Below are 21580 nucleotides of genomic sequence, written 5' to 3' on the forward strand. Positions count from 1 at the left end.
AGCGGTAATCAATCGCTCATTCTAACATTGATTGACCAAGCATCGCAGAGTGCTTTGCAACCGAGATCAAGTTATTAACTTTTAAATCAATGCTTAAATTGCGTGCAAAAGCATTAACTGTTACAAATTTATTCGCTAGCGAAAACGATAATAATAGCTAGGCATTGAATGTCTAGCATCTCATAACGACATCTTACTTACCCCCTCCCTTGCGGAGGGTTTTTTTATGCCTGTTTCCTTTAAAAAGAATGACTGTCGATCTTATCATTCTTGACTCGGATGTCGGTCAAGGTCTGTTCAATTAAAGCTCGAGCTATCGTTCCGTGTGGAGCAAGATCAGGTAAATGAGGTTCACTAAACCACTGCGCATCGGTCAGTTCTGAATAATCGGGGTTTAACTCACCTCCCGCATAATCGGCTAAAAAACCCATCATCATACTGGAAGGAAACGCCCAAGGTTGACTGGCCACATAGCGAATATTGTCGATAATAATCCCCGTTTCTTCTTGTACTTCACGCGCGACGCATTGCTCAAGGGTTTCTCCCACCTCTAAAAAACCGGCAATCACCGTATACATCCCACCGCGATGACGAGGGTGCTGAGCAAGTAAAATCTGCTCATCTTTGCGAACCGCGACAATAATGCACGGAAAAATACGCGGATAATGTAAAGTGCGACATTCCTGACATTGCATCGCTAACTGATGATGATTGAGACGATTACGCCCACCACATTGTGAACAAAAACGCTGAGTTTGACTCATATGCCCATATTGAACCGCTTTGCTGGCGAGCAAAAATAGCGCTGAATCCATCGATAATAACGTCCGCAAATTCACCATTGGTAACTCATCAGCGATCTCTTGAGCATTTATCCAATAAACAGGGGCTTGGTTATGCTCACCAATCAATACCGCATACTCAATCGGTAATCGCCATTGCTGCGCACAACCAAAAGGGATGCTCCCATCAATGGTCCAGATCTCACTTCCTGAAACAACACACCAATAAGCGGCTTTTGCGTCACTGTTTTCTAACATACTCACTCCTGATTGCTTGCAGTTCAACCATTTTACTGGCAATCTAAATTCATACCAGAGTTTGTAGTCATTTGATTTTCAAACCTATAAATTCTCGTTAGGACAACAGGTTGTAGTACAACACTACAATGGGTGTGCAAGGAAAATCATCAATAAGATGATGAGATCATGAGGGCATGGTCATGCTAAATAAATTAAAGAAAACACAAGAGCAGTGGGGCGGATCCAGTGAAGTTATCGATCACTGGTTGGATAACCGTCAACACCTGATCGTTGAGTACTGCAAGCTTGCAGCACTACAGCCTTTAACTCCCGAATCCTCACTGAATGAGTTACCAGCGCCTAAAGCGTTGCACCGCTTTAGCCAAGAGCTGGTTGATTATATCTCCGAAGGCCATTTTAAAATTTATGATATGGTCATGCAAAAATGGCAAGCGACTGGTTTTAAAGCAACAGATGAAATCAACCAAACCTATGGAAAAATCGTCCAAACCAATGATGCCTTATTGGATTTTGCGGATAACTATGCCACTGTGGCTGATGACGATGATTTAGATAATCTCGATAATGATTTATCGGTGGTTGGTGAAGTGCTTGAGTCGCGGTTTGCGTCTGAAGATTACCTGATTCAATTAATAGCAGACAGCCTTGCTATCCCACCAGGCGCATAAGCAAGCGTGAGCTTTCGCTTTTCATCTAAGTAAATTGAGTGAAAGCAGCGCAACATAATTGACCTGAAAAATGAGTTAAAAAAAGGCACCCGAAGGTGCCTTTTTTGATCATGCGATACGATTACTCGTCCGATGAAAAGCCAGCATTCAATAGCGCAGCAAGATTGTCCGTCGCTTGTTCCGCTGACGTACCTTCTTTTTGAGCTAGACGCTTCGCTTGGCGATCTTGGTGATACGCAAAACCGGTACCGGCAGGGATCAAACGACCAACGATTACGTTCTCTTTCAGACCACGTAAATCATCACGTTTACCCGATACCGCTGCTTCAGTCAGTACGCGCGTTGTTTCTTGGAACGACGCTGCTGAAATAAACGATTCGGTTGCCAGAGAGGCTTTGGTAATACCTAATAGTTCGCGTTCGAAACGAGCAGGTTCTTTACCATCAGCTTCCAATAAACGGTTAGCAATCTTAACTTGAGCGTACTCAATTTGCTCACCAGGTAAGAATTCCGAATCACCTGAATGGGTGATGGTACACTTACGTAGCATCTGACGAACAATCGTTTCAATATGCTTATCGTTTATCTTAACGCCTTGCAGACGGTAAACTTCCTGAACTTCGTTAGCAATGTATGAAGTCACGGCGTGGATACCACGTAGACGCAGAATATCATGCGGTGACTCTGGGCCATCAGCAATGACATCACCACGTTCAATGCGCTCACCTTCAAACACGTTGAGCTGACGATGCTTAGGAATCATCTCTTCATACACATCACCGCTATCGCGAGTGATCAGTAGACGACGCTTACCTTTAGTCTCTTTACCGAATGAAACAGTACCCGTATGCTCAGCAAGAATCGCAGGCTCTTTCGGCTTACGCGCTTCAAACAAGTCAGCTACGCGTGGTAGACCACCGGTGATATCTCGGTTACCGCCAGATTTTTGTGGAATACGTGCTAACGTGTCACCGATGTTCACTTCTGCGCCATCTTCGATGTTCACAATCGCCTTACCAGGTAAGAAATATTGCGCTGGCATATCAGTACCAGGAATCAATACATCTTTACCTTTCGCATCAACCAGTTTAATCGCAGGACGCATATCTTTACCTGCGGCTGGACGAGCGGCGGCATCGGTAACTTCACTTGAAGACAGACCCGTTAGATCATCAGTTTGACGAGAAACGGTTACACCATCAATCATATCCACGAACTGGATACGACCAGCCACTTCAGTGATGATAGGTAGTGTGTGCGCTTCCCAGTTAGCAATAACTTCACCGGCGTCAACAGCATCGCCATCGGCTTTGCTTAATAACGAACCGTAAGGCAGTTTGTGCTTCTCTTTGGTACGACCAAATTCATCAATAATCGTCATCTCTGATGCACGCGAAGTGATCACCAGTTTACGATCTTTGTTGATTACGAATTTAGCGTTATGCAGCTTCACAGAACCTTTATTCTTCGCTTGAATACTGTTCTCTGCAGCGGCTGTTGATGCAGCACCACCGATGTGGAAAGTACGCATCGTTAACTGTGTACCTGGCTCACCGATAGATTGAGCCGCAATAACGCCGACGGCTTCACCTTGGTTAACCAAGTGACCACGAGCCAAGTCACGGCCATAACACAATGCACAACAACCAAAGTCAGCATCACAGGTTACGACAGAACGAACGCGGATACGGTCAACCGAGTTATCATTAATGATCTGACACCATTTTTCATCCAGTAAGGTATTACGTGGAATCAAGACTTCTTCAGTACCAGGCTTAATAATATCTTCTGCAACAACACGTCCAAGCGCTAACTCAGTCAGAGCAACTTTAACGTCACCACCCTCGATATGAGGCATCATATCAACGCCTTCATGGGTGCCACAGTCGTGTTCAGTAACCACTACGTCCTGTGCTACGTCAACCAAACGACGAGTCAGATAACCTGAGTTTGCCGTTTTCAATGCGGTATCGGCTAGACCCTTACGCGCACCGTGGGTTGAGATAAAGTACTGAAGTACGTTCAGACCTTCTTTAAAGTTTGCGGTGATTGGCGTTTCAATGATCGAACCATCTGGACGAGCCATCAGACCACGCATACCCGCTAACTGACGAATCTGAGCCGCAGAACCACGTGCGCCTGAGTCGGCCATCATGTAAATGCTGTTGAAAGACTCTTGACGCTCTTCCACACCATCACGGTTAATGACTAACTCAGAAGAGAGGTTTTCCATCATTGCTTTCGCAACGCGATCATTGGTTGATGCCCAAATATCGATCACTTTGTTATAGCGCTCACCGGCTGTCACTAGACCAGATTGGAACTGCTCTTGAATTTCGCGCACTTCTTCTTCTGCATCAGCAATTTCCGTGTATTTAGCCGCAGGAACAACCATGTCATCGATACCTACCGATACGCCAGACAATGCCGCATAAGCAAAACCGGTGTACATGATTTGGTCAGCAAAAATAACCGTGTCTTTCAGACCAAGCTTACGATACGCCTCGTTGAGCAAGTTAGAAATTTGCTTTTTACCTAACTTTTGGTTGACGATGCTATAAGGCAAGCCTGTCGGTACGATCTGCCACAACATGGCACGACCAATCGTTGTATCGACCAATTGGGTGTTAGTAGTGCTGTGACCATCTTCATCAACCACCGTTTCGGTAATACGTACTTTAACTCGCGCATGGAGTTCCGCGTTCTTAGTGCGATATGCCTTTTCAGCCTCTTCAGGGCCAGCAAGGTACATACCTTCACCTTTCGCATTGATCTTTTCACGAGTCATGTAATACAGACCCAATACAACGTCCTGAGAAGGAACGATGATCGGATCGCCCGATGCTGGCGACAGAATGTTGTTCGTCGACATCATCAGTGTACGCGCTTCAAGCTGTGCTTCTAGAGTTAGAGGCACGTGTACCGCCATTTGGTCACCATCGAAGTCCGCGTTATACGCCGCACACACGAGTGGATGCAACTGAATCGCTTTACCTTCAATAAGAACTGGCTCAAACGCTTGAATACCCAAACGGTGCAGTGTTGGTGCACGGTTGAGTAGCACTGGGTGTTCACGGATCACTTCATCCAAGATATCCCAAACGACGGCTTCTTCACGCTCAACCATCTTTTTAGCCGCTTTAATCGTCGTTGCTAGGCCACGAGTTTCAAGTTTGCTATAGATAAATGGCTTAAATAGTTCAAGTGCCATCTTCTTAGGAAGACCACACTGATGTAGACGTAAGTATGGACCAACGGTAATAACCGAACGGCCAGAGTAGTCTACACGTTTACCCAGTAGGTTCTGACGGAAACGACCTTGTTTACCCTTGATCATATCAGCAAGAGATTTCAGAGGACGCTTGTTAGAACCAGTAATAGCACGACCACGACGACCGTTATCTAATAGTGCATCCACCGACTCTTGTAACATACGTTTTTCGTTACGTACGATGATATCTGGTGCAGCAAGCTCAAGTAGACGCTTCAAACGGTTGTTACGGTTGATCACGCGACGATACAGATCATTCAGATCCGACGTAGCAAAACGTCCGCCATCTAGTGGAACGAGAGGGCGAAGATCTGGCGGCAGTACTGGCAAGACTGTCAGGATCATCCATTCAGGCTTGTTACCTGAAGAGAGGAACGCTTCAACCAATTTCAAACGTTTGGTCAATTTCTTACGCTTGGTTTCAGAGTTAGTCGTTTCTAACTCTTCACGCATTTGCTCAGTTTCAACCTGTAGATCCATTGAAGACAAAAGATCTTTAATTGCCTCTGCGCCCATCTTAGCGGTAAATTCATCACCCCACTCTTCAAGACGATCCAAATACTCTTCTTCTGTGAGCATTTGTCCTCTTTCAAGATCAGTCATGCCTGGCTCAGTCACCACGTACATTTCGAAGTAAAGAACACGTTCGATATCACGTAATGGCATATCCATCAGCAAACCGATACGAGACGGTAGTGATTTTAAGAACCAAATGTGTGCGACAGGTGAAGCCAGCTCGATGTGGCCCATACGGTCACGACGAACTTTAGTCTGGGTTACTTCAACGCCACACTTCTCACAAATCACACCACGGTGTTTCAGACGCTTATATTTGCCACAAAGACACTCGTAGTCTTTTACCGGACCAAAAATACGCGCACAGAAAAGACCATCACGCTCAGGTTTGAACGTACGATAGTTGATGGTCTCAGGTTTTTTCACTTCACCAAATGACCATGAACGGATCATATCTGGAGAAGATAGACCGATTTTGATTGCATCAAATTCTTCGGTCTTATGCTGTGCTTTTAGAAAGTTTAATAAGTCTTTCACAATCAGCTCCTGTAAGGAGTTAAAAGGGCCCGCTGCTTAATGTAGCGAGCGCCTTCCTACCAGAAAACCAGTTAGGTCCCCCAAAGGGGAACCTTAAGGTTTACTCTTCGTCTTCTAGCTCGATGTTGATACCTAGCGAGCGAATCTCTTTCAACAATACGTTGAACGATTCAGGCATACCAGGTTCCATCGCGTGGTTACCGTCTACAATGTTCTTATACATCTTCGTACGGCCGTTAACGTCATCAGACTTAACGGTAAGCATTTCTTGTAACGTGTAAGCGGCACCATAGGCTTCTAGTGCCCACACTTCCATCTCACCAAAACGCTGACCACCGAACTGTGCTTTACCACCCAGAGGTTGCTGAGTAACCAAGCTATAAGAACCCGTTGAACGGGCATGCATCTTATCATCCACTAAGTGGTTCAATTTCAGCATGTACATATAACCAACCGTAACCGGACGCTCAAAGGCATCTCCCGTACGACCATCAAACAGAGTTAACTGTCCAGAAGTCGGCAGGTCGGCCAATTGCAACATCTCTTTAATAGACGCTTCATTCGCACCATCAAAGACTGGAGTCGCAACCGTTAAGCCATTGCGTAGGTTATTGGCTAAAGTACGCACTTCATCATCAGATAAAGCCGCGATGTCAACCGACTGACGAGTCTCGCCGAGGTCGTAAACCTTTTGTAGGAACTCACGCAGCTTCGCTAGCTCTTGTTGTTCCTTGATCATCTGGTTGATCTTATCGCCGATACCTTTGGCCGCGAGACCTAAGTGAACTTCTAAGATCTGACCGATGTTCATCCGCGATGGTACACCTAGTGGGTTCAGTACGATATCGACTGGCTGACCATTCTCATCATACGGCATGTCTTCCACAGGGTTGATCTTCGAGATAACACCTTTGTTACCATGACGACCCGCCATCTTATCACCCGGCTGGATGCGACGCTTAACCGCTAAGTAAACTTTTACGATCTTAAGAACGCCAGGTGCTAAGTCATCACCTTGAGTGATCTTGCGACGTTTAGTTTCAAACTTCTTATCAAAGTCAGCTTTTAGCTCATCCCACTGCTCAGCAAGCTGTTCAAGTTGGTTTTGTAGCTCCTCGTCTTCCAAGGTTTGCTCTAACCATTTCTTGCGCTCAATAGAATCAAGCTTCGCGTCCGAGTAACCACCAGCAACAAGTACAGAACGAACACGTGCTAATAGACCACCTTCAAGAATCTGGAACTCTTCAGTTAGGTCTTTTTTAGCTTCTTTCAGCTGCATGTGCTCAATTTCAAGCGCACGCTTGTCTTTCTCTACACCATCGCGAGTGAAAACTTGTACGTCAATAACCGTACCAGCCACTGAATTTGGAACGCGTAATGAGGTATCTTTAACGTCAGAAGCTTTCTCACCGAAGATAGCACGTAATAGCTTCTCTTCTGGAGTGAGCTGAGTTTCACCTTTTGGTGTTACTTTACCCACAAGGATGTCGCCACCCTTAACTTCTGCACCGATATAAACGATACCTGACTCATCAAGTTTAGATAATGCCGCTTCACCAACGTTGGGAATATCCGCCGTGATCTCTTCGGCACCAAGCTTAGTATCACGAGCCACACAAGACAGTTCTTGAATGTGGATGGTGGTAAAGCGGTCATCTTGAACAACGCGCTCTGAAACTAAGATTGAGTCTTCGAAGTTATAACCGTTCCAAGGCATGAACGCGATACGCATGTTCTGGCCTAGTGCTAGCTCACCTAAATCAGTAGATGGGCCATCTGCCAATACATCACCACGCCCCACAGGTTCACCAGGCATCACACAAGGACGCTGGTTAATACAGGTGTTTTGGTTCGAACGGGTATATTTGGTTAAGTTATAGATATCAATACCAGCTTCGCCAGGAATTAACTCTTCTTCATTAACCTTAACCACGATACGAGATGCATCAACCGACTGGATAACACCGCCACGATTCGCAACCACAGTTACACCAGAGTCAACAGCTACATTGCGCTCAATACCCGTACCAACAAATGGCTTTTCAGCACGTAGTGTCGGTACTGCTTGACGTTGCATGTTTGCACCCATCAAAGCACGGTTCGCATCATCGTGTTCTAGGAACGGAATCAAAGATGCAGCTATCGATACCACTTGGTTAGTCGCAACGTCCATGTAATCAACATGTTCGCGCGGGTGAAGACCTGATTCACCTTTCTGACGAGCAGTGATCAGTTCATCAGCAAAACGGCTATCATCAGTAAGCTTGGCGTTTGCCTGAGCAATAACAAATTGGCCTTCTTCAATCGCTGATAAATAATCAACTTCATCAGTCACAACACCATCGACAACTCGACGGTATGGTGTTTCAAGGAAGCCATATTCATTACAACGAGCAAAAGCAGACAAAGAGTTGATTAGACCGATGTTTGGACCTTCTGGTGTTTCGATTGGACATAAACGACCATAGTGGGTTACGTGTACGTCACGAACTTCGAAACCAGCACGTTCACGAGTCAAACCACCCGGACCTAAAGCAGAAATACGACGCTTATGCGTGACTTCTGATAGCGGGTTGTTCTGATCCATAAACTGAGACAGTTGTGAAGAACCAAAGAATTCTTTTACTGCAGCAGAAATTGGTTTGGCATTGATCAAGTCTTGTGGCATCACGTTATCGAGATCGCCTAAGCTTAGACGCTCTTTTACTGCGCGTTCAACACGGACTAGACCAACACGGAATTGGTTTTCTGCCATTTCGCCAACACTACGAATACGACGGTTACCAAGATGGTCGATATCATCAACCTCCCCTTTACCGTTACGAATCGCGATTAGCTTTTTCATCACTTCGATGATATCAGTTTCATCGAGTGTGCCTTGCTCTTCTGCGTCTGTACGCTCAATAGAACTATTGAACTTCATACGACCTACGGTTGATAAGTCATAACGCTCAGGAGAGAAGAATAAACTTTCGAATAGCGCTTCAGCCGCTTCTTTCGTTGGCGGCTCGCCAGGGCGCATCATGCGGTAGATTTCAACTAACGCCGAAATTCGGTCAGAGGTACTGTCAACACGTAGTGTTTCAGACATGAACGGACCGTTATCAAGATCGTTAGTAAAGAGAACTTCCAGCTTTTTGTAACCCGCTTGAGATAAATGAGCGAGTACTTCCAAAGTAACTTCTTGGTTAGCGGCAAGAATCACTTCACCCGTCGCTTCATTGATGTAGTCTTTGGCTGAAATCTTGCCGACAATATAATCAACAGGAACTTCAATAAAACTGACTTCATCTTTTTCAAGCTGACGAATATGACGCGCAGTGACACGACGACCTTTTTCGACATAAACCTTACCATTAGATTCAATATCAAACGTTGCCGTTTCACCACGTAAACGTTCAGGCACCAACTCCATCATCAGAGTTTGGTCTTTGACTTCAAACTTCACTTTGTCAAAGAAGGTGTCTAGAACTTGTTCTGTGGTTTTACCTAGCGCACGCAAAATAATTGACGCAGGCAGCTTACGACGACGGTCAATACGTACGTATAGGTTATCTTTAGGATCGAACTCAAAGTCGAGCCATGAACCACGGTAAGGGATCACGCGTGCGTTATAAAGCACTTTACCAGAAGAGTGGGTTTTACCCTTATCGCTGTCGAAGAACACGCCTGGGCTTCGGTGCAGCTGGGATACGATAACCCGCTCAGTACCATTAATGACAAAGGTACCATTATCTGTCATGAGTGGAATTTCACCCATGTAGACTTCTTGTTCTTTAATATCTTTAACCGTGCCTGCTGGCGCGTCTTTGTCAAAGATCACTAGGCGTAATTTTACGCGTAGAGGTTTAGAATAAGTTACACCACGGATTTGACATTCTTTAACGTCAAAAACTGGCTCACCAAGACGGTAGCTAACGTATTGCAGCTCTGAATTGCCGTTGTAGCTCTGGATTGGAAATACAGAACGAAAAGCAGCTTCAAGACCGTATTGCCCTTCTGGATCCTGTTCGATAAATTTTTCGAACGAATCAAGCTGGATCGATAGCAGGTATGGAATGTCCAATACTTGTGGACGAGTACCAAAGTCCTTACGGATGCGCTTTTTCTCGGTATAAGAGTAAACCATGGGGTTCCTCAGCTCGCTGATAAGTGACCCAAACTGTCCGCCTTTATTAAAAGGGGTAGGACAGTGACTAAATCGCTGTTTACTGTAGTGGCATCTCGTATCGTTATGATTTAGATGCTTTTTGCAAGAATATGGAACGCTTAAACAGCGGGAAAATTCGTCCATACCCTACAGCGCAAAAAGGCTGGTGGTCAATAAACCACCAGCCATTAGCCTTTCGGCTAAGGAATTAAGTAATAATTACTTAACTTCAACAGTTGCACCAGCTTCTTCTAGCTGAGCTTTAAGAGCGTCAGCTTCAGCTTTGTCGATGCCTTCTTTTAGAGGTGCTGGAGCGCCGTCAACTAGAGCTTTAGCTTCTTTTAGGCCAAGACCAGTTGCGCCACGTACTGCTTTGATTACAGCAACTTTGTTTGCGCCAGCAGCAGTTAGAATTACGTCGAATTCAGTTTGCTCTTCAACTTCAGCAGCAGCAGCGCCGCCAGAAACTACTGCAGCTGCAGCAGAAACACCGAACTTCTCTTCCATAGCAGAGATAAGTTCAACAACTTGCATTACAGACATTTCTGCAATAGCGTCTAGGATTTGCTCGTTAGTAATAGACATAACAATTCTCTTTTAAGTCAACAATAAGTTTATTTAGCAACCAATAAAAAGCAAGGCAATTAAGCCGCTGTAGCTTCTTTTTGATCGCGGATAGCAGCGATAGTACGCGCCAGCTTGCCAGCAGAAGCTTCTTTCATGCACATCATTAGGCGTGCAATTGCTTCGTCGTAAGTTGGTAGTGTCGCTAGTACTTCAGCGTCAGTAATTACGCCTTCAAATGCAGCTGCTTTGATCTCAAATGCTTTATTCTCTTTAGCGAAGTCTTTAAAAAGACGTGCTGCAGCACCTGGGTGCTCGTTAGAGAATCCGATCAAAGTAGGACCTACGAATACGTCTTTCAGACATTCGTAAGCTGTGCCTTCTACAGCGCGACGTGCTAGAGTATTACGAACAACTCTCAGGTAAACACCCGCTTCACGCGCTTGTTTACGTAGAGAAGTCATCGCGCCTACTTGAACGCCACGAGAGTCAGCAACAACTGCAGAAAGTGCACCACTGGCCGCTTCGTTGACTTCAGCAACAATTGCTTTTTTGTCTTGAAGATTTAAAGCCATCTTGGATTGCTCCTGGTTGTCGTTACACCACTCACTATTATCACAACAGTGAGAGATTATTAGGTGCAGTCCCAGAAGAAAGGTAACTTATAAAAATAAGAGCTTTCTGTCAGTTCGGGCACCATCTACGTAGGTTTTATTAAGTTATCTAACTGATAACGCCTACGGTCTTGGACGGAGACTGTGTCATAGTTCAAAGAACCAAAGTTCAGCCCCAACCACAAATATTAGGCGCAAAATTATACATAAATTTCGCGCCTAAGCAAAGGAATTATATTTTAGTGTTCAGCGTCAACTGATCAACAGCAACACCTGCACCCATCGTCGTAGAGATGCTTACTTTCTTCACGTAAGTACCTTTCGCTGATGATGGTTTTGCTTTCTTAAGCGCAACAAGCAGAGCTTCTAAGTTCTCTTGCAGTTGGTTAGCTTCGAAAGTCACTTTGCCGATAGTGCTGTGGATAATACCGTTCTTGTCATTACGGTAACGAACCTGGCCTGCTTTCGCATTTTTTACTGCTTCAGCAACGTTAGGAGTTACAGTACCAACTTTCGGGTTTGGCATTAGACCACGAGGACCAAGAATGGTACCCAATTGACCAACAACACGCATTGCATCTGGAGAAGCAATCACAACGTCGAAGTTCATTTCACCTTTTTTCACTTGCTCAGCAAGATCTTCCATACCCACTAGGTCTGCACCAGCAGCTTTAGCCGCTTCAGCATTAGCACCTTGAGTGAATACTGCAACGCGAACGTCACGACCAGTACCGTGTGGTAGTACAGTTGCACCACGTACGTTTTGGTCAGATTTACGAGCATCGATACCAAGGTTCACAGCAACATCTACAGATTCAACAAATTTAGCTGTCGCTAGTTCTTTAAGAAGAGCAACTGCTTCGTTGATTTCGTATTCTTTTGTTGCGTCAACTTTTTCACGAATTGTACGCATGCGCTTAGTTAATTTTGCCATGATCTTAACCCTCTACCACTAGGCCCATTGAACGAGCAGTACCCGCAATAGAACGTTTCATCGCTTCAATATCAGCACCAGTCATATCAGCAGCTTTTAGTTCTGCGATTTCTTGGATTTGTGCGTCAGTGATCGTACCCACTTTTTCAGTGTTTGGACGACCAGAACCAGACTTAAGGCCAGCCGCTTTCTTAAGTAGAACTGCTGCAGGAGGAGTCTTAGTGATGAACGTAAAAGAACGGTCGCTGTATACAGTGATAACAACTGGAGTTGGTAGACCTTTCTCCATTGATTCTGTTTTTGCGTTGAACGCTTTACAGAATTCCATGATGTTAACACCTTTTTGACCTAGTGCAGGACCAACTGGTGGACTTGGGTTCGCCATACCAGCTGCAACTTGCAACTTGATATAAGCTTCAACTTTCTTAGCCATGATATTTCCTAATGATTGGGTGCAAACGCTAATATATTTATCAGCTCCCCAGTTTTACATAATGCCCGTAAAAAGGCGCGAAATTATAATCTTATCTCACGCTTTTCACAAGACTTAAATAGATGCTATTTTAGTCAAGTTTTTCTACTTGACCAAATTCGAGTTCAACTGGCGTTGCACGACCAAAGATAGAGACAGACACTTTCAGGCGACTTTTATCGTAATCGGTCTCTTCTACCGTACCATTGAAATCAGCAAATGGACCCTCTGTAACACGGACCACTTCACCAACCTCAAACATCGTTTTCGGACGTGGAGCTTCACTCGCTTTTTCTAAACGGTTCAAGATCGCATCGGCTTCTTTATCAGTAATTGGTGCTGGTCTATCCGAAGTGCCACCAATGAAGCCCATTACACGAGGAACACTACGTACCAAATGCCATGACTCATCATTCATAACCATTTGTACCAGCACGTAACCTGGGAAGAATTTACGCTCGCTCTTGCGACGTTGGCCTGCGCGCATCTCCACCACTTCTTCCGTTGGAACCAGCACTTCACCAAAGTGCTCTTCCATCGCATGCATTTTTATATGCTCACGAAGTGATTGAGCGACACGACCTTCAAACCCAGAAAAGGCTTGAACGACATACCATCGTTTTTTTGGAGCTTCACTCATGTATTAAACCCTCTATACTCCAGTCACAAAAGACACTAGACGAACCATAATTCCATCAATGCCCCAAAGTGCTAAAGCCATTACAATACTTACAGCTAACACGATTAATGTTGTTTGCATGGTTTCTTGACGCGTAGGCCACACCACTTTACGAACCTCCATCCGAGATTCGCGTGCAAAAACAATCGCAGCTTGACCTTTTACTGTGGTTGCCGCAACGCCAAGAGCGCCGGCAATTAACACAATGACACCTGCAGCACGTGCGACTACAGACCACTCACCATACAGGTAATTACCTACAACAGCAGCGGCCAACAATACGAAGGTAATGACCCACTTCAACGTATCTAGCGCATTTGAGCTATCAGGAGTTTCAGCATTATTAGCTTTCATAAACCAACCTGTCACAAGTCTTACTATAGACGACAACAGCCCCGCTGTTGCAGGGCAAATCCATTTCATCAGCTACACGGCTGATATACTGATTTTGACCAAGAAATAGTCTCGGCCCCTAAATTTCATGCTAGCGCTTGATGATAAAACAAACAAAGTGACTAACTGTGTAGAAAAAGGGCATCAAATGATGCCCTTTTTGCTACTGGATAGTCAAATCATTCTTCACAGAAACTGTGATTAAGCGATAACTTTAGCTACAACACCAGCGCCTACTGTACGGCCACCTTCACGGATAGCAAAACGTAGACCTTCGTCCATCGCGATTGGTGCAATTAGCTCTACAACCATCTTGATGTTGTCGCCTGGCATTACCATCTCTACGCCTTCTGGTAGAGAAATGTCACCAGTTACGTCCGTTGTACGGAAGTAGAACTGTGGACGGTAGCCTTTGAAGAATGGAGTATGACGGCCACCTTCATCTTTTGACAGTACGTATACTTCTGATTCAAACTTCGTGTGTGGAGTGATTGAACCAGGCTTCGCTAGTACTTGACCACGTTCTACGTCATCACGCTTAGTACCACGTAGTAGTGCACCTACGTTCTCACCTGCACGACCTTCGTCAAGCAGCTTACGGAACATCTCTACACCTGTACAAGTAGTAGTCGTTGTATCTTTGATACCAACGATAGCAACTTCGTCACCTACACGTAGAATACCACGCTCGATACGACCTGTTACTACGGTACCACGACCTTGAATTGAGAATACGTCTTCGATTGGCATTAGGAATGCTTGGTCTACTGCACGCTCAGGCTCTGGAATGTATGAATCTAGCGCTTCTGCTAGTTCTACAATCTTCGCTTCCCACTGCTCTTCACCGTTCAATGCACCTAGTGCTGAACCTTGAATTACTGGTAGGTCGTCGCCTGGGAAATCGTACTCAGAAAGAAGTTCACGAACTTCCATCTCTACAAGCTCTAGCAACTCTTCATCGTCTACCATGTCACATTTGTTCATGAATACAACGATGTAAGGAATACCAACCTGACGGCCTAGTAGGATGTGCTCACGAGTTTGTGGCATTGGGCCATCTGTCGCAGCTACAACTAGGATACCACCGTCCATTTGCGCAGCACCAGTGATCATGTTTTTAACATAGTCAGCGTGTCCTGGGCAGTCTACGTGTGCGTAGTGACGTGATGGAGTTTGGTATTCTACGTGTGAAGTAGAAATAGTAATACCGCGCTCACGCTCTTCTGGAGCGTTATCGATTGACGCGAAGTCTTTCGCTTCACCGCCGTATACTTTTGCAAGTACAGTACAGATAGCTGCTGTTAGAGTGGTTTTACCGTGGTCAACGTGGCCGATAGTACCAACGTTTACGTGCGGTTTCGTACGTTCAAATTTTGCTTTAGACATGAGTTGTCCCTCTAGGTACGGATGTATGTGGCTTTGTTTATGACCACGCAACCAAAAAAAGTTCGGTAATAATTATATAGTAAAAGGAAATCTTTGCTTAGAGCTGGTGCTGATAGGCAGACTCGAACTGCCGACCTCATCCTTACCAAGGATGCGCTCTACCGCCTGAGCTATATCAGCACTCTAAAATGAGTGGAGCGGGCAGCGGGAATCGAACCCGCATCATCAGCTTGGAAGGCTGAGGTAATAGCCATTATACGATGCCCGCAACACGTAACTCTGTGAGCTATTTCCTTTACAATATGGTGGAGGGGGACGGATTCGAACCATCGAAGGCGGAGCCGGCAGATTTACAGTCTGCTCCCTTTGGCCACTCGGGAACCCCTCCAAATTTTTATCTTCCGATTAAAGAAGATGGTGCCGACTACCGGAATCGAACTGGTGACCTACTGATTACAAGTCAGTTGCTCTACCTACTGAGCTAAGTCGGCATAAGTGGGGCGCATTCTATTGAATGATCTCAGCGCTTGCAAGTCTAATCGGCAAAAAAAAGCATTTTTTATTCGGCCCGAGCTGATTCGCTGTTTTTTTATTCATTTTTTTGCTTAATCGCCAATTCTCGTGCGTTTCTGATTTGCAATCTCAGTAGCATATTGTATGTTGCCTGCTTCTTCTAATACTACGACTGAACCTTTTATGAGCCCATATTTGTCTTTTGCTCGTCACCAATGGGCTGAGTTACGTAACTCAGTCACCATGACTCTGTCAGAACATGATCTGCAAGAATTACAAGGTATTAATGAAAGCCTTACGATGAAAGAAGCGGTAGAAATTTATCTCCCTTTGGCAAGATTATTAAATTTGTATGTTGCGGCCAGACAAAGTCGTAATACCGTTCTCAACCAGTTTTTAGGTCATGCAGAGAAAGCACCGCCATTTATAATCGGTATTGCAGGTAGTGTAGCGGTAGGTAAAAGTACGACAGCACGCTTATTGAGAGCATTGCTCTCTCGTTGGGATAATCATCCTAAAGTTGAGTTAATCACGACTGATGGTTTTCTGTATCCTAATAGAATCTTGCATGAACGGAATATCATGCATAAAAAAGGCTTTCCAGAATCATACGATATTCGACGCTTGGTGCAGTTTGTCTCTGATGTAAAAGCGGGACAACCCCATGTTACTGCGCCCATTTACTCGCATTTAACTTACGATATCACTTCTCAACAGAAAATTGTCGATCGGCCAGATGTCTTAATTATTGAAGGATTAAATGTATTACAAAGTGGCATGGATTACCCTCATGAGCCACATCGGGTCTTTATCTCTGATTTTTTAGATTTTTCTATCTATGTTGATGCCGATGCTGAATTAATTGAAAAATGGTATATCGATCGCTTTATGAAGTTTCGTCATGGGGCCTTTAAAAAGCCAGAATCATATTTCAATCACTATACACAGTTGACTGAGCAAGAAGCGAAAGCCAAAGCGCAACATATATGGAACTCAATCAATGGTAAAAATCTTCAAGAAAACATTTTACCCACCAAAGAGCGAGCTCAATTAATTTTAAGGAAAGGGCTTTGCCATAGTGTTGAAGAAGTACTATTACGCAAATAAATCAGACAATGCGATACTCTGGTTGACTTGAAAATGACTTGATCTAGTGAAGCTCAAACAGCACAACTTTAAAAAGTCATTTTCTACTCTAATATCAAGTTATTATGATAGAAGCTTTTCATCATTAATCGGTCGTTCAAAGGCAATAACTTATTCGTCCTCACCTTTGCGTAAAGAAATTTCACCACCAAGATAACTTTTTATTCCTTCAGGCGTTTCAAGTAAAACACCACCACTCTGATCAATACCTCGCTCAATTCCAGTAATTTTATTCGGTCCAATGATGAGGTGAACTCGACGACCTAAAAAGTTATCCAACCGATTCCAACGCTCAACAAACTCTTGCATGCCGTGCTGTTCATAGTTCTCCAGTGATCGATTTAGAGCTTGTATAAGTTTAATCACCAATTGGTTGCGATCGATATCCTCTTGACCAAGCACTTGTGACAAACTGGTCCAAGGCTGATCAATAGCTATATTTTCATCTTGCATAATCAGGTTCATACCGATACCGATCACTAAGTGAGCCGCTCCGCCCGCTTGCCCCGACATTTCAACCAAAATTCCTGCTAATTTACGATCTTGATAATAAAGATCATTCGGCCATTTCAATTTAATCCCATTAAGGCCCATTTCCTCAAGTGCTTCTACTATCGCAACTCCAATGACGAGGCTTAAGCCCATCGCGGCAGCCATACCCGCGTCTAAACGCCAGTACATGGAGAAATAAAGGTTAGAACCAAAAGGCGATACCCAATGCCGCCCCCGGCGACCACGACCCTTATTTTGATATTCAGCGATACAAACCGTTCCAGAGGAAATCATGTGCGAATTATCTAATAAATATTGATTGGTTGAATCAATAATAGGATGCAATTCAACGGGGTTAGTTACTTGAGAACGAATACGATGCTCATCCAACATCATCAGCGGTCGAGCAAGCTGATAACCTTTGCCTTGCACCCGATGAATATCCATTCCCCATTGTTGAATACCTTGAATATGTTTACTGATGGCTGCTCGCGACATGCCAAGCCATTCCCCCAGAGACTCACCAGAGTGAAAATGCCCATCAGAGAGCATCTTTAATAAGCGTAACTTAACACTGTGATCTTTCATTATTTCGTCTCTATTAACGCTTGTAAGTGGGTTTCTGCGACTGAACCAATAAAGCGCACTTCATGCTCAAGAGGGACTTTAAACTTATCGTATACCGTCTTACAAATTTGCTTTGCTAAACCAATAATATCTCGTGCCGTTGCATTATTCTTATTGATGATAACTAAAGCTTGCTTAGGATGAACTTGTGCCCCACCGAACGTATATCCCTTTAATCCCGCTTGTTCAATCAGCCAACCTGCGGCTAATTTAACACCTTGTTCTGTAGGATAAGCGACTAAATTTGGACACTGCTTTTTTAAAGTCTCAAACACGGCTTGATTAACCACTGGGTTTTTAAAAAAACTGCCCGCATTACCCAATACGGCTGGATCTGGCAGTTTATCTTTTCTCACCTGACAAACGGTATGATAAATATCTTCCGCCGAACAAGTCGCAGGCAACGATTGGAGAGGGCCATAAGACAAAAGAGGTTGCCAATCTTTAGCTAAACGTAATCCCACGGCAACCACAAGCGCTTTACCGTATAAACCTTGTTTAAAGATAGAGTCACGATAACCAAACTGACACTCAGAAACACTTAATCTTTTAATGGTGAGACTCGCTAAACATAAGTAGTCAACATAGTGACAAACCGCTTTGAACTCTACGCCATAAGCACCAATATTTTGAATGGGCGCAGAACCAGCACAGCCTGGGATCAACGCTAAATTTTCTAATCCTGGTAAACCTTGCTGAATAGACCACTCAACTAACCTCGGCCAATCTTCTCCGCCGGCAACATGTAAGTAGTGAAAGTCAGCATCTTGTCTATGCTCAATACCTAACAGGCGATTGACCATCACCAAGCCTTGATAAGGCTCGGTAAATAATACATTGCTTCCCTTGCCTAACATCAATTTCGGCCGCTCAGCCCACTCATCAGATTGATGCAGTACAATCAGATCATCGACAGATTCAATTACCGCTAAATATTGGCAAGTCTGATCAAGACCGAAAGTATGATAAGACTTAAGATTTGCATTATGGTGTAGTTGCATGAGACTCTTTGCCTAAATAAAACTCATGCTATTCTACAACAGATACTTTGATAAGACAGATGCAAATACCAATTCTTCACTTTGAGCACGTAGAGACGCTAAAACTACCACTGATTAAACGTTTTTATAAACAGCACTATCCATCAGCTAAACCGAAAAGTGATGAGCTGATCATCGCTGCTTATGAAAACCACCATATCAAAGCCGTTGTTCGTTTTCGCTCAATTGCTGATTATCGATTATTGACCGGAATGGCCGTGGTGAGTGAGGAACGTTCAAAAGGGATTGGCCAAGCATTATTGATCTACTGCAAAAAAAACATACTGAAACACAATGACTATTGTTTTGCTTATCCGCATCTGACATCCTTTTATACACTTGGTAATTTTTATACTCAGCGTCCAGACCAGCTTCCTGCAGAATTGCGAACCCTGCTTACGCGCTACCAAGCAAGTGGTAAATCTCTTATTCCGATGATATATAAAGATGACTTATGTTAAGAATAGAGCTCTTTTATAGCTATCATTCACGTTATTTTGGTAATATACCCTGCTCGCAATTTTGCACATACGTAAGGTAAAGCATCACTATGATTGCTCGTAGAAATACAGTCGAACAACTGCCCACTATTGCGCAAGATCCTAATAAGTTTGATGTATTGCTGTCAGCTCAAGAGTTTCGTACTCATCTTATTGAGTCTATTCGTCTAGCCAGTAAACGCATCTATATCGTGGCCTTATACCTAGAAAACGACGATGCCGGACGGGAAATACTCACAGAACTTTATAACGCTAAACAGCGTAATCCAGGATTAGACATTCACATTTGTGTCGATTGGCATCGAGCTCAGCGCGGGTTAATCGGTGCTGAGGCCTCTGCAGGGAATGCAACGCTGTATTGTGACTTTAAACAGCGTTACTCCCATGCTATCCCTGTACATGGCATTCCGGTTCGCGGAAGAGAAGTGTTTGGCGTGTTACACCTCAAAGGCTTTATCATTGATGATCAAGTAATCTATAGTGGTGCTAGTATTAATAACGTTTATCTTCACTATCAAGAACGTTACCGATTCGATCGCTATCATACCTTAGATAACCCATCTCTCGCTGATACGATGGTTAACTTCATTCAAGACACATTATTGGCTCATCCAGCCGTTAATGAGCTGTCTTGTGCTGATAGACCAAAAACAAAAGAGATCAAAACCGATATTCGTCAGTTCCGCGCTACGCTTACGGAAGCGAGCTACGACTTTTCGGCACAAGCGATTAATGCCGATCAAGTCGGTGTGACTCCACTTGTTGGTATTGGTAAGCGTCGAAATCATCTAAACCAGACTGTGATTGACCTACTTGCTCAGGCTGAACAAGAAATCTATATCTGTACACCCTATTTTAATTTTCCGCCTTCTGTGGCAAAAGAAGTAAAAAAAGCGATTAAACGAGGAGTCACCGTTCATATTATTGTCGGAGACAAAACTGCGAATGATTTTTATATAGCGCCTTCACAAGATTTCAAAACCATTGGCGGTTTACCTTATCTCTATGAACTCAATCTACGTCGCTTTGCAAAGATTAATGAAGCCAATATCGCTAGTCGAAAACTGTCGATTCATTTATGGAAAGATGGTGACAACAGTTTCCACCTAAAAGGTATCTGGATAGATAAACGTTATATGCTGATCACTGGCAATAATCTTAACCCAAGAGCATGGAAACTCGATTTAGAGAACGCGTTACTTATCCACGATAAACACGGACATCTCCTTGATAAATTTAGTAAAGAGATGGATAACATTTTACAGCATACGCAATTAGTCTGTACCTACAAACAAATTGAGAAGCTCGATAGTTATCCTGACGTCGTACAACGACTAATGAAAAGAATTACGCGTGTTAAAGCTGACCGAGTATTAAAGCAAATTCTTTAAAGAAAATAGCAGAAAAAAGCCGATAGTGATTCACTATCGGTTTTTTATTACTGATGAATCATTTTAATACAACACTCATACAGCAATCTCTGTATTCTGTGCTCCAACAGATAGCCAAAGAAAAGATCCAATGGATCCATTCTACTCTCTTCACACAGACCAAAACTTTTTATAAATTTACCCGATACAAAAAATCCCCAGCATGACTGCTAGGGATTATTATCAGTGGCGGAGCGGACGGGACTCCCTGCCGTTGAACAACCAGCGCGCCCCCCGGCGTGACAGGCCGGTATGCTATTCAATTAAACTTATCCGCTGACTGCTTTTCTTTCGTATTAATAGCGAACAATAAAAAATCCCCAGCATTGCTGCTAGGGACTCTTATCAGTGGCGGAGCGGACGGGACTCGAACCCGCGACCCCCGGCGTGACAGGCCGGTATTCTAACCAACTGAACTACCGCTCCACATTGTCTTGTTACTCGATAAAGTCTGATTGATGCTTTATTGAGTTTCTGCCTTCAGACCTTAGGTCTAAACACAAGTATTAAAGCCTGGCGATGTTCTACTCTCACATGGGGAGACCCCACACTACCATCGACGCTGTTTCGTTTCACTTCTGAGTTCGGCATGGAATCAGGTGGGT

At 44.1% G+C, this 21580-nt stretch carries 16 protein-coding genes, 5 tRNA genes and 1 rRNA gene; 4 read left to right on the forward strand and 18 right to left on the reverse strand.

Annotated elements, in window-relative coordinates; translation table 11 throughout:
* Window positions 1-239: 239 nt before the first annotated feature.
* Window positions 240-1040 carry an NAD(+) diphosphatase gene (gene nudC, locus FKN88_RS16090; RefSeq protein ID WP_306687678.1) on the reverse strand — a complete coding sequence of 267 codons (801 nt, stop codon included), beginning with the start codon at window positions 1038-1040 and terminating at the stop codon, window positions 240-242.
* A 182-nt stretch (window positions 1041-1222) separates the two neighbouring features.
* Between nudC and rsd the strand changes: the two genes are divergently transcribed.
* Window positions 1223-1711: a sigma D regulator gene (gene rsd, locus FKN88_RS16095; protein WP_161438969.1), complete on the forward strand. Its 489-nt coding sequence runs from the start codon at window positions 1223-1225 to the stop codon at window positions 1709-1711.
* Between the two features lie 121 nt (window positions 1712-1832).
* Here the strand turns inward: rsd and rpoC are convergent, their stop codons facing one another.
* The 13 genes from rpoC to FKN88_RS16160 form a co-directional block, all read right to left on the reverse strand.
* Window positions 1833-6035: a DNA-directed RNA polymerase subunit beta' gene (gene rpoC / locus FKN88_RS16100; protein ID WP_158137721.1), complete on the reverse strand. Its 4203-nt coding sequence runs from the start codon at window positions 6033-6035 to the stop codon at window positions 1833-1835.
* A gap of 100 nt (window positions 6036-6135) precedes the next feature.
* Window positions 6136-10164, reverse strand: coding sequence for a DNA-directed RNA polymerase subunit beta (rpoB, locus tag FKN88_RS16105; RefSeq protein ID WP_115152679.1), 4029 nt, complete (start codon window positions 10162-10164; stop codon window positions 6136-6138).
* A 240-nt stretch (window positions 10165-10404) separates the two neighbouring features.
* The gene (gene rplL, locus FKN88_RS16110; protein WP_004397645.1) at window positions 10405-10770 is read right to left on the reverse strand and encodes a 50S ribosomal protein L7/L12; all 366 of its coding nucleotides are present in this window, start codon (window positions 10768-10770) and stop codon (window positions 10405-10407) included.
* Window positions 10771-10829: 59 nt separating this feature from the next.
* Complete coding sequence (gene rplJ / locus FKN88_RS16115; RefSeq protein WP_072671278.1) at window positions 10830-11324, reverse strand: 50S ribosomal protein L10; 495 nt, start codon at window positions 11322-11324, stop codon at window positions 10830-10832.
* A 271-nt stretch (window positions 11325-11595) separates the two neighbouring features.
* Window positions 11596-12297, reverse strand: coding sequence for a 50S ribosomal protein L1 (gene rplA / locus FKN88_RS16120; RefSeq protein ID WP_004397647.1), 702 nt, complete (start codon window positions 12295-12297; stop codon window positions 11596-11598).
* A 4-nt stretch (window positions 12298-12301) separates the two neighbouring features.
* Window positions 12302-12730, reverse strand: a complete 429-nt coding sequence (gene rplK, locus FKN88_RS16125; protein ID WP_004397648.1) for a 50S ribosomal protein L11 — start codon at window positions 12728-12730, stop codon at window positions 12302-12304.
* A 130-nt stretch (window positions 12731-12860) separates the two neighbouring features.
* Window positions 12861-13409 carry a transcription termination/antitermination protein NusG gene (gene nusG / locus FKN88_RS16130; RefSeq protein ID WP_004397649.1) on the reverse strand — a complete coding sequence of 183 codons (549 nt, stop codon included), beginning with the start codon at window positions 13407-13409 and terminating at the stop codon, window positions 12861-12863.
* A gap of 12 nt (window positions 13410-13421) precedes the next feature.
* Window positions 13422-13802: a preprotein translocase subunit SecE gene (gene secE / locus FKN88_RS16135; RefSeq protein WP_004397650.1), complete on the reverse strand. Its 381-nt coding sequence runs from the start codon at window positions 13800-13802 to the stop codon at window positions 13422-13424.
* Window positions 13803-14042: 240 nt separating this feature from the next.
* Window positions 14043-15227 (reverse strand): elongation factor Tu, encoded by a 1185-nt coding sequence (tuf, locus tag FKN88_RS16140; RefSeq protein WP_004397651.1) that lies wholly within the window; start codon window positions 15225-15227, stop codon window positions 14043-14045.
* 104 nt (window positions 15228-15331) lie between these two features.
* A tRNA-Thr gene (locus tag FKN88_RS16145) sits at window positions 15332-15407 on the reverse strand.
* 13 nt (window positions 15408-15420) lie between these two features.
* Window positions 15421-15495, reverse strand: a tRNA-Gly gene (locus FKN88_RS16150).
* Window positions 15496-15530: 35 nt separating this feature from the next.
* Window positions 15531-15615 (reverse strand) — tRNA-Tyr (locus FKN88_RS16155).
* A 27-nt stretch (window positions 15616-15642) separates the two neighbouring features.
* Window positions 15643-15718 (reverse strand) — tRNA-Thr (locus tag FKN88_RS16160).
* A gap of 205 nt (window positions 15719-15923) precedes the next feature.
* On the opposite strand from FKN88_RS16160, the gene coaA reads away from it, so the two are divergent.
* Window positions 15924-16847, forward strand: a complete 924-nt coding sequence (gene coaA / locus FKN88_RS16165) for a type I pantothenate kinase (protein WP_306687679.1) — start codon at window positions 15924-15926, stop codon at window positions 16845-16847.
* Between the two features lie 150 nt (window positions 16848-16997).
* On the opposite strand, the gene birA is transcribed toward coaA, so the two are convergent.
* Both birA and murB read right to left on the reverse strand, forming a co-directional pair.
* Window positions 16998-17966 (reverse strand): bifunctional biotin--[acetyl-CoA-carboxylase] ligase/biotin operon repressor BirA, encoded by a 969-nt coding sequence (gene birA / locus FKN88_RS16170; RefSeq protein ID WP_306687680.1) that lies wholly within the window; start codon window positions 17964-17966, stop codon window positions 16998-17000.
* Window positions 17966-19006 carry a UDP-N-acetylmuramate dehydrogenase gene (gene murB, locus FKN88_RS16175; RefSeq protein WP_306687681.1) on the reverse strand — a complete coding sequence of 347 codons (1041 nt, stop codon included), beginning with the start codon at window positions 19004-19006 and terminating at the stop codon, window positions 17966-17968. Before murB ends, birA begins: the two co-directional genes overlap by 1 nt.
* 71 nt (window positions 19007-19077) lie before the next feature.
* On the opposite strand from murB, the gene FKN88_RS16180 reads away from it, so the two are divergent.
* Both FKN88_RS16180 and pssA read left to right on the forward strand, forming a co-directional pair.
* Window positions 19078-19506, forward strand: a complete 429-nt coding sequence (locus FKN88_RS16180) for a GNAT family N-acetyltransferase (protein ID WP_373567187.1) — start codon at window positions 19078-19080, stop codon at window positions 19504-19506.
* Between the two features lie 89 nt (window positions 19507-19595).
* On the forward strand, window positions 19596-20936 hold the full coding sequence (pssA, locus tag FKN88_RS16185; RefSeq protein WP_306687682.1) for a CDP-diacylglycerol--serine O-phosphatidyltransferase: 1341 nt from the start codon (window positions 19596-19598) through the stop codon (window positions 20934-20936).
* Between the two features lie 388 nt (window positions 20937-21324).
* On the opposite strand, the gene FKN88_RS16190 is transcribed toward pssA, so the two are convergent.
* Both FKN88_RS16190 and rrf read right to left on the reverse strand, forming a co-directional pair.
* Window positions 21325-21401: transfer RNA gene (locus FKN88_RS16190), tRNA-Asp, on the reverse strand.
* An 85-nt stretch (window positions 21402-21486) separates the two neighbouring features.
* Window positions 21487-21580: ribosomal RNA gene (rrf, locus tag FKN88_RS16195) — 5S ribosomal RNA — on the reverse strand; the annotation flags it as partial.

Source organism: Vibrio sp. 2017_1457_13, from assembly GCF_030851525.1.
In the GTDB taxonomy this organism is placed as follows: Bacteria; Pseudomonadota; Gammaproteobacteria; order Enterobacterales; family Vibrionaceae; genus Vibrio; species Vibrio metschnikovii.

Excerpts from the sequence above, each read along its gene's own strand:
- nudC (WP_306687678.1), bottom strand. The coding sequence starts at position 1,040 with ATGTTAGAAAACAGTGACGCAAAAGCCGCTTATTGGTGTGTTGTTTCA.
- rsd (WP_161438969.1), top strand. The coding sequence starts at position 1,223 with ATGCTAAATAAATTAAAGAAAACACAAGAGCAGTGGGGCGGATCCAGT.
- rpoB (WP_115152679.1), bottom strand. The coding sequence starts at position 10,164 with ATGGTTTACTCTTATACCGAGAAAAAGCGCATCCGTAAGGACTTTGGT.
- rplL (WP_004397645.1), bottom strand. The coding sequence starts at position 10,770 with ATGTCTATTACTAACGAGCAAATCCTAGACGCTATTGCAGAAATGTCT.
- rplJ (WP_072671278.1), bottom strand. The coding sequence starts at position 11,324 with ATGGCTTTAAATCTTCAAGACAAAAAAGCAATTGTTGCTGAAGTCAAC.
- rplA (WP_004397647.1), bottom strand. The coding sequence starts at position 12,297 with ATGGCAAAATTAACTAAGCGCATGCGTACAATTCGTGAAAAAGTTGAC.
- rplK (WP_004397648.1), bottom strand. The coding sequence starts at position 12,730 with ATGGCTAAGAAAGTTGAAGCTTATATCAAGTTGCAAGTTGCAGCTGGT.
- nusG (WP_004397649.1), bottom strand. The coding sequence starts at position 13,409 with ATGAGTGAAGCTCCAAAAAAACGATGGTATGTCGTTCAAGCCTTTTCT.
- secE (WP_004397650.1), bottom strand. The coding sequence starts at position 13,802 with ATGAAAGCTAATAATGCTGAAACTCCTGATAGCTCAAATGCGCTAGAT.
- tuf (WP_004397651.1), bottom strand. The coding sequence starts at position 15,227 with ATGTCTAAAGCAAAATTTGAACGTACGAAACCGCACGTAAACGTTGGT.
- coaA (WP_306687679.1), top strand. The coding sequence starts at position 15,924 with ATGAGCCCATATTTGTCTTTTGCTCGTCACCAATGGGCTGAGTTACGT.
- birA (WP_306687680.1), bottom strand. The coding sequence starts at position 17,966 with ATGAAAGATCACAGTGTTAAGTTACGCTTATTAAAGATGCTCTCTGAT.
- murB (WP_306687681.1), bottom strand. The coding sequence starts at position 19,006 with ATGCAACTACACCATAATGCAAATCTTAAGTCTTATCATACTTTCGGT.
- pssA (WP_306687682.1), top strand. The coding sequence starts at position 19,596 with ATGATTGCTCGTAGAAATACAGTCGAACAACTGCCCACTATTGCGCAA.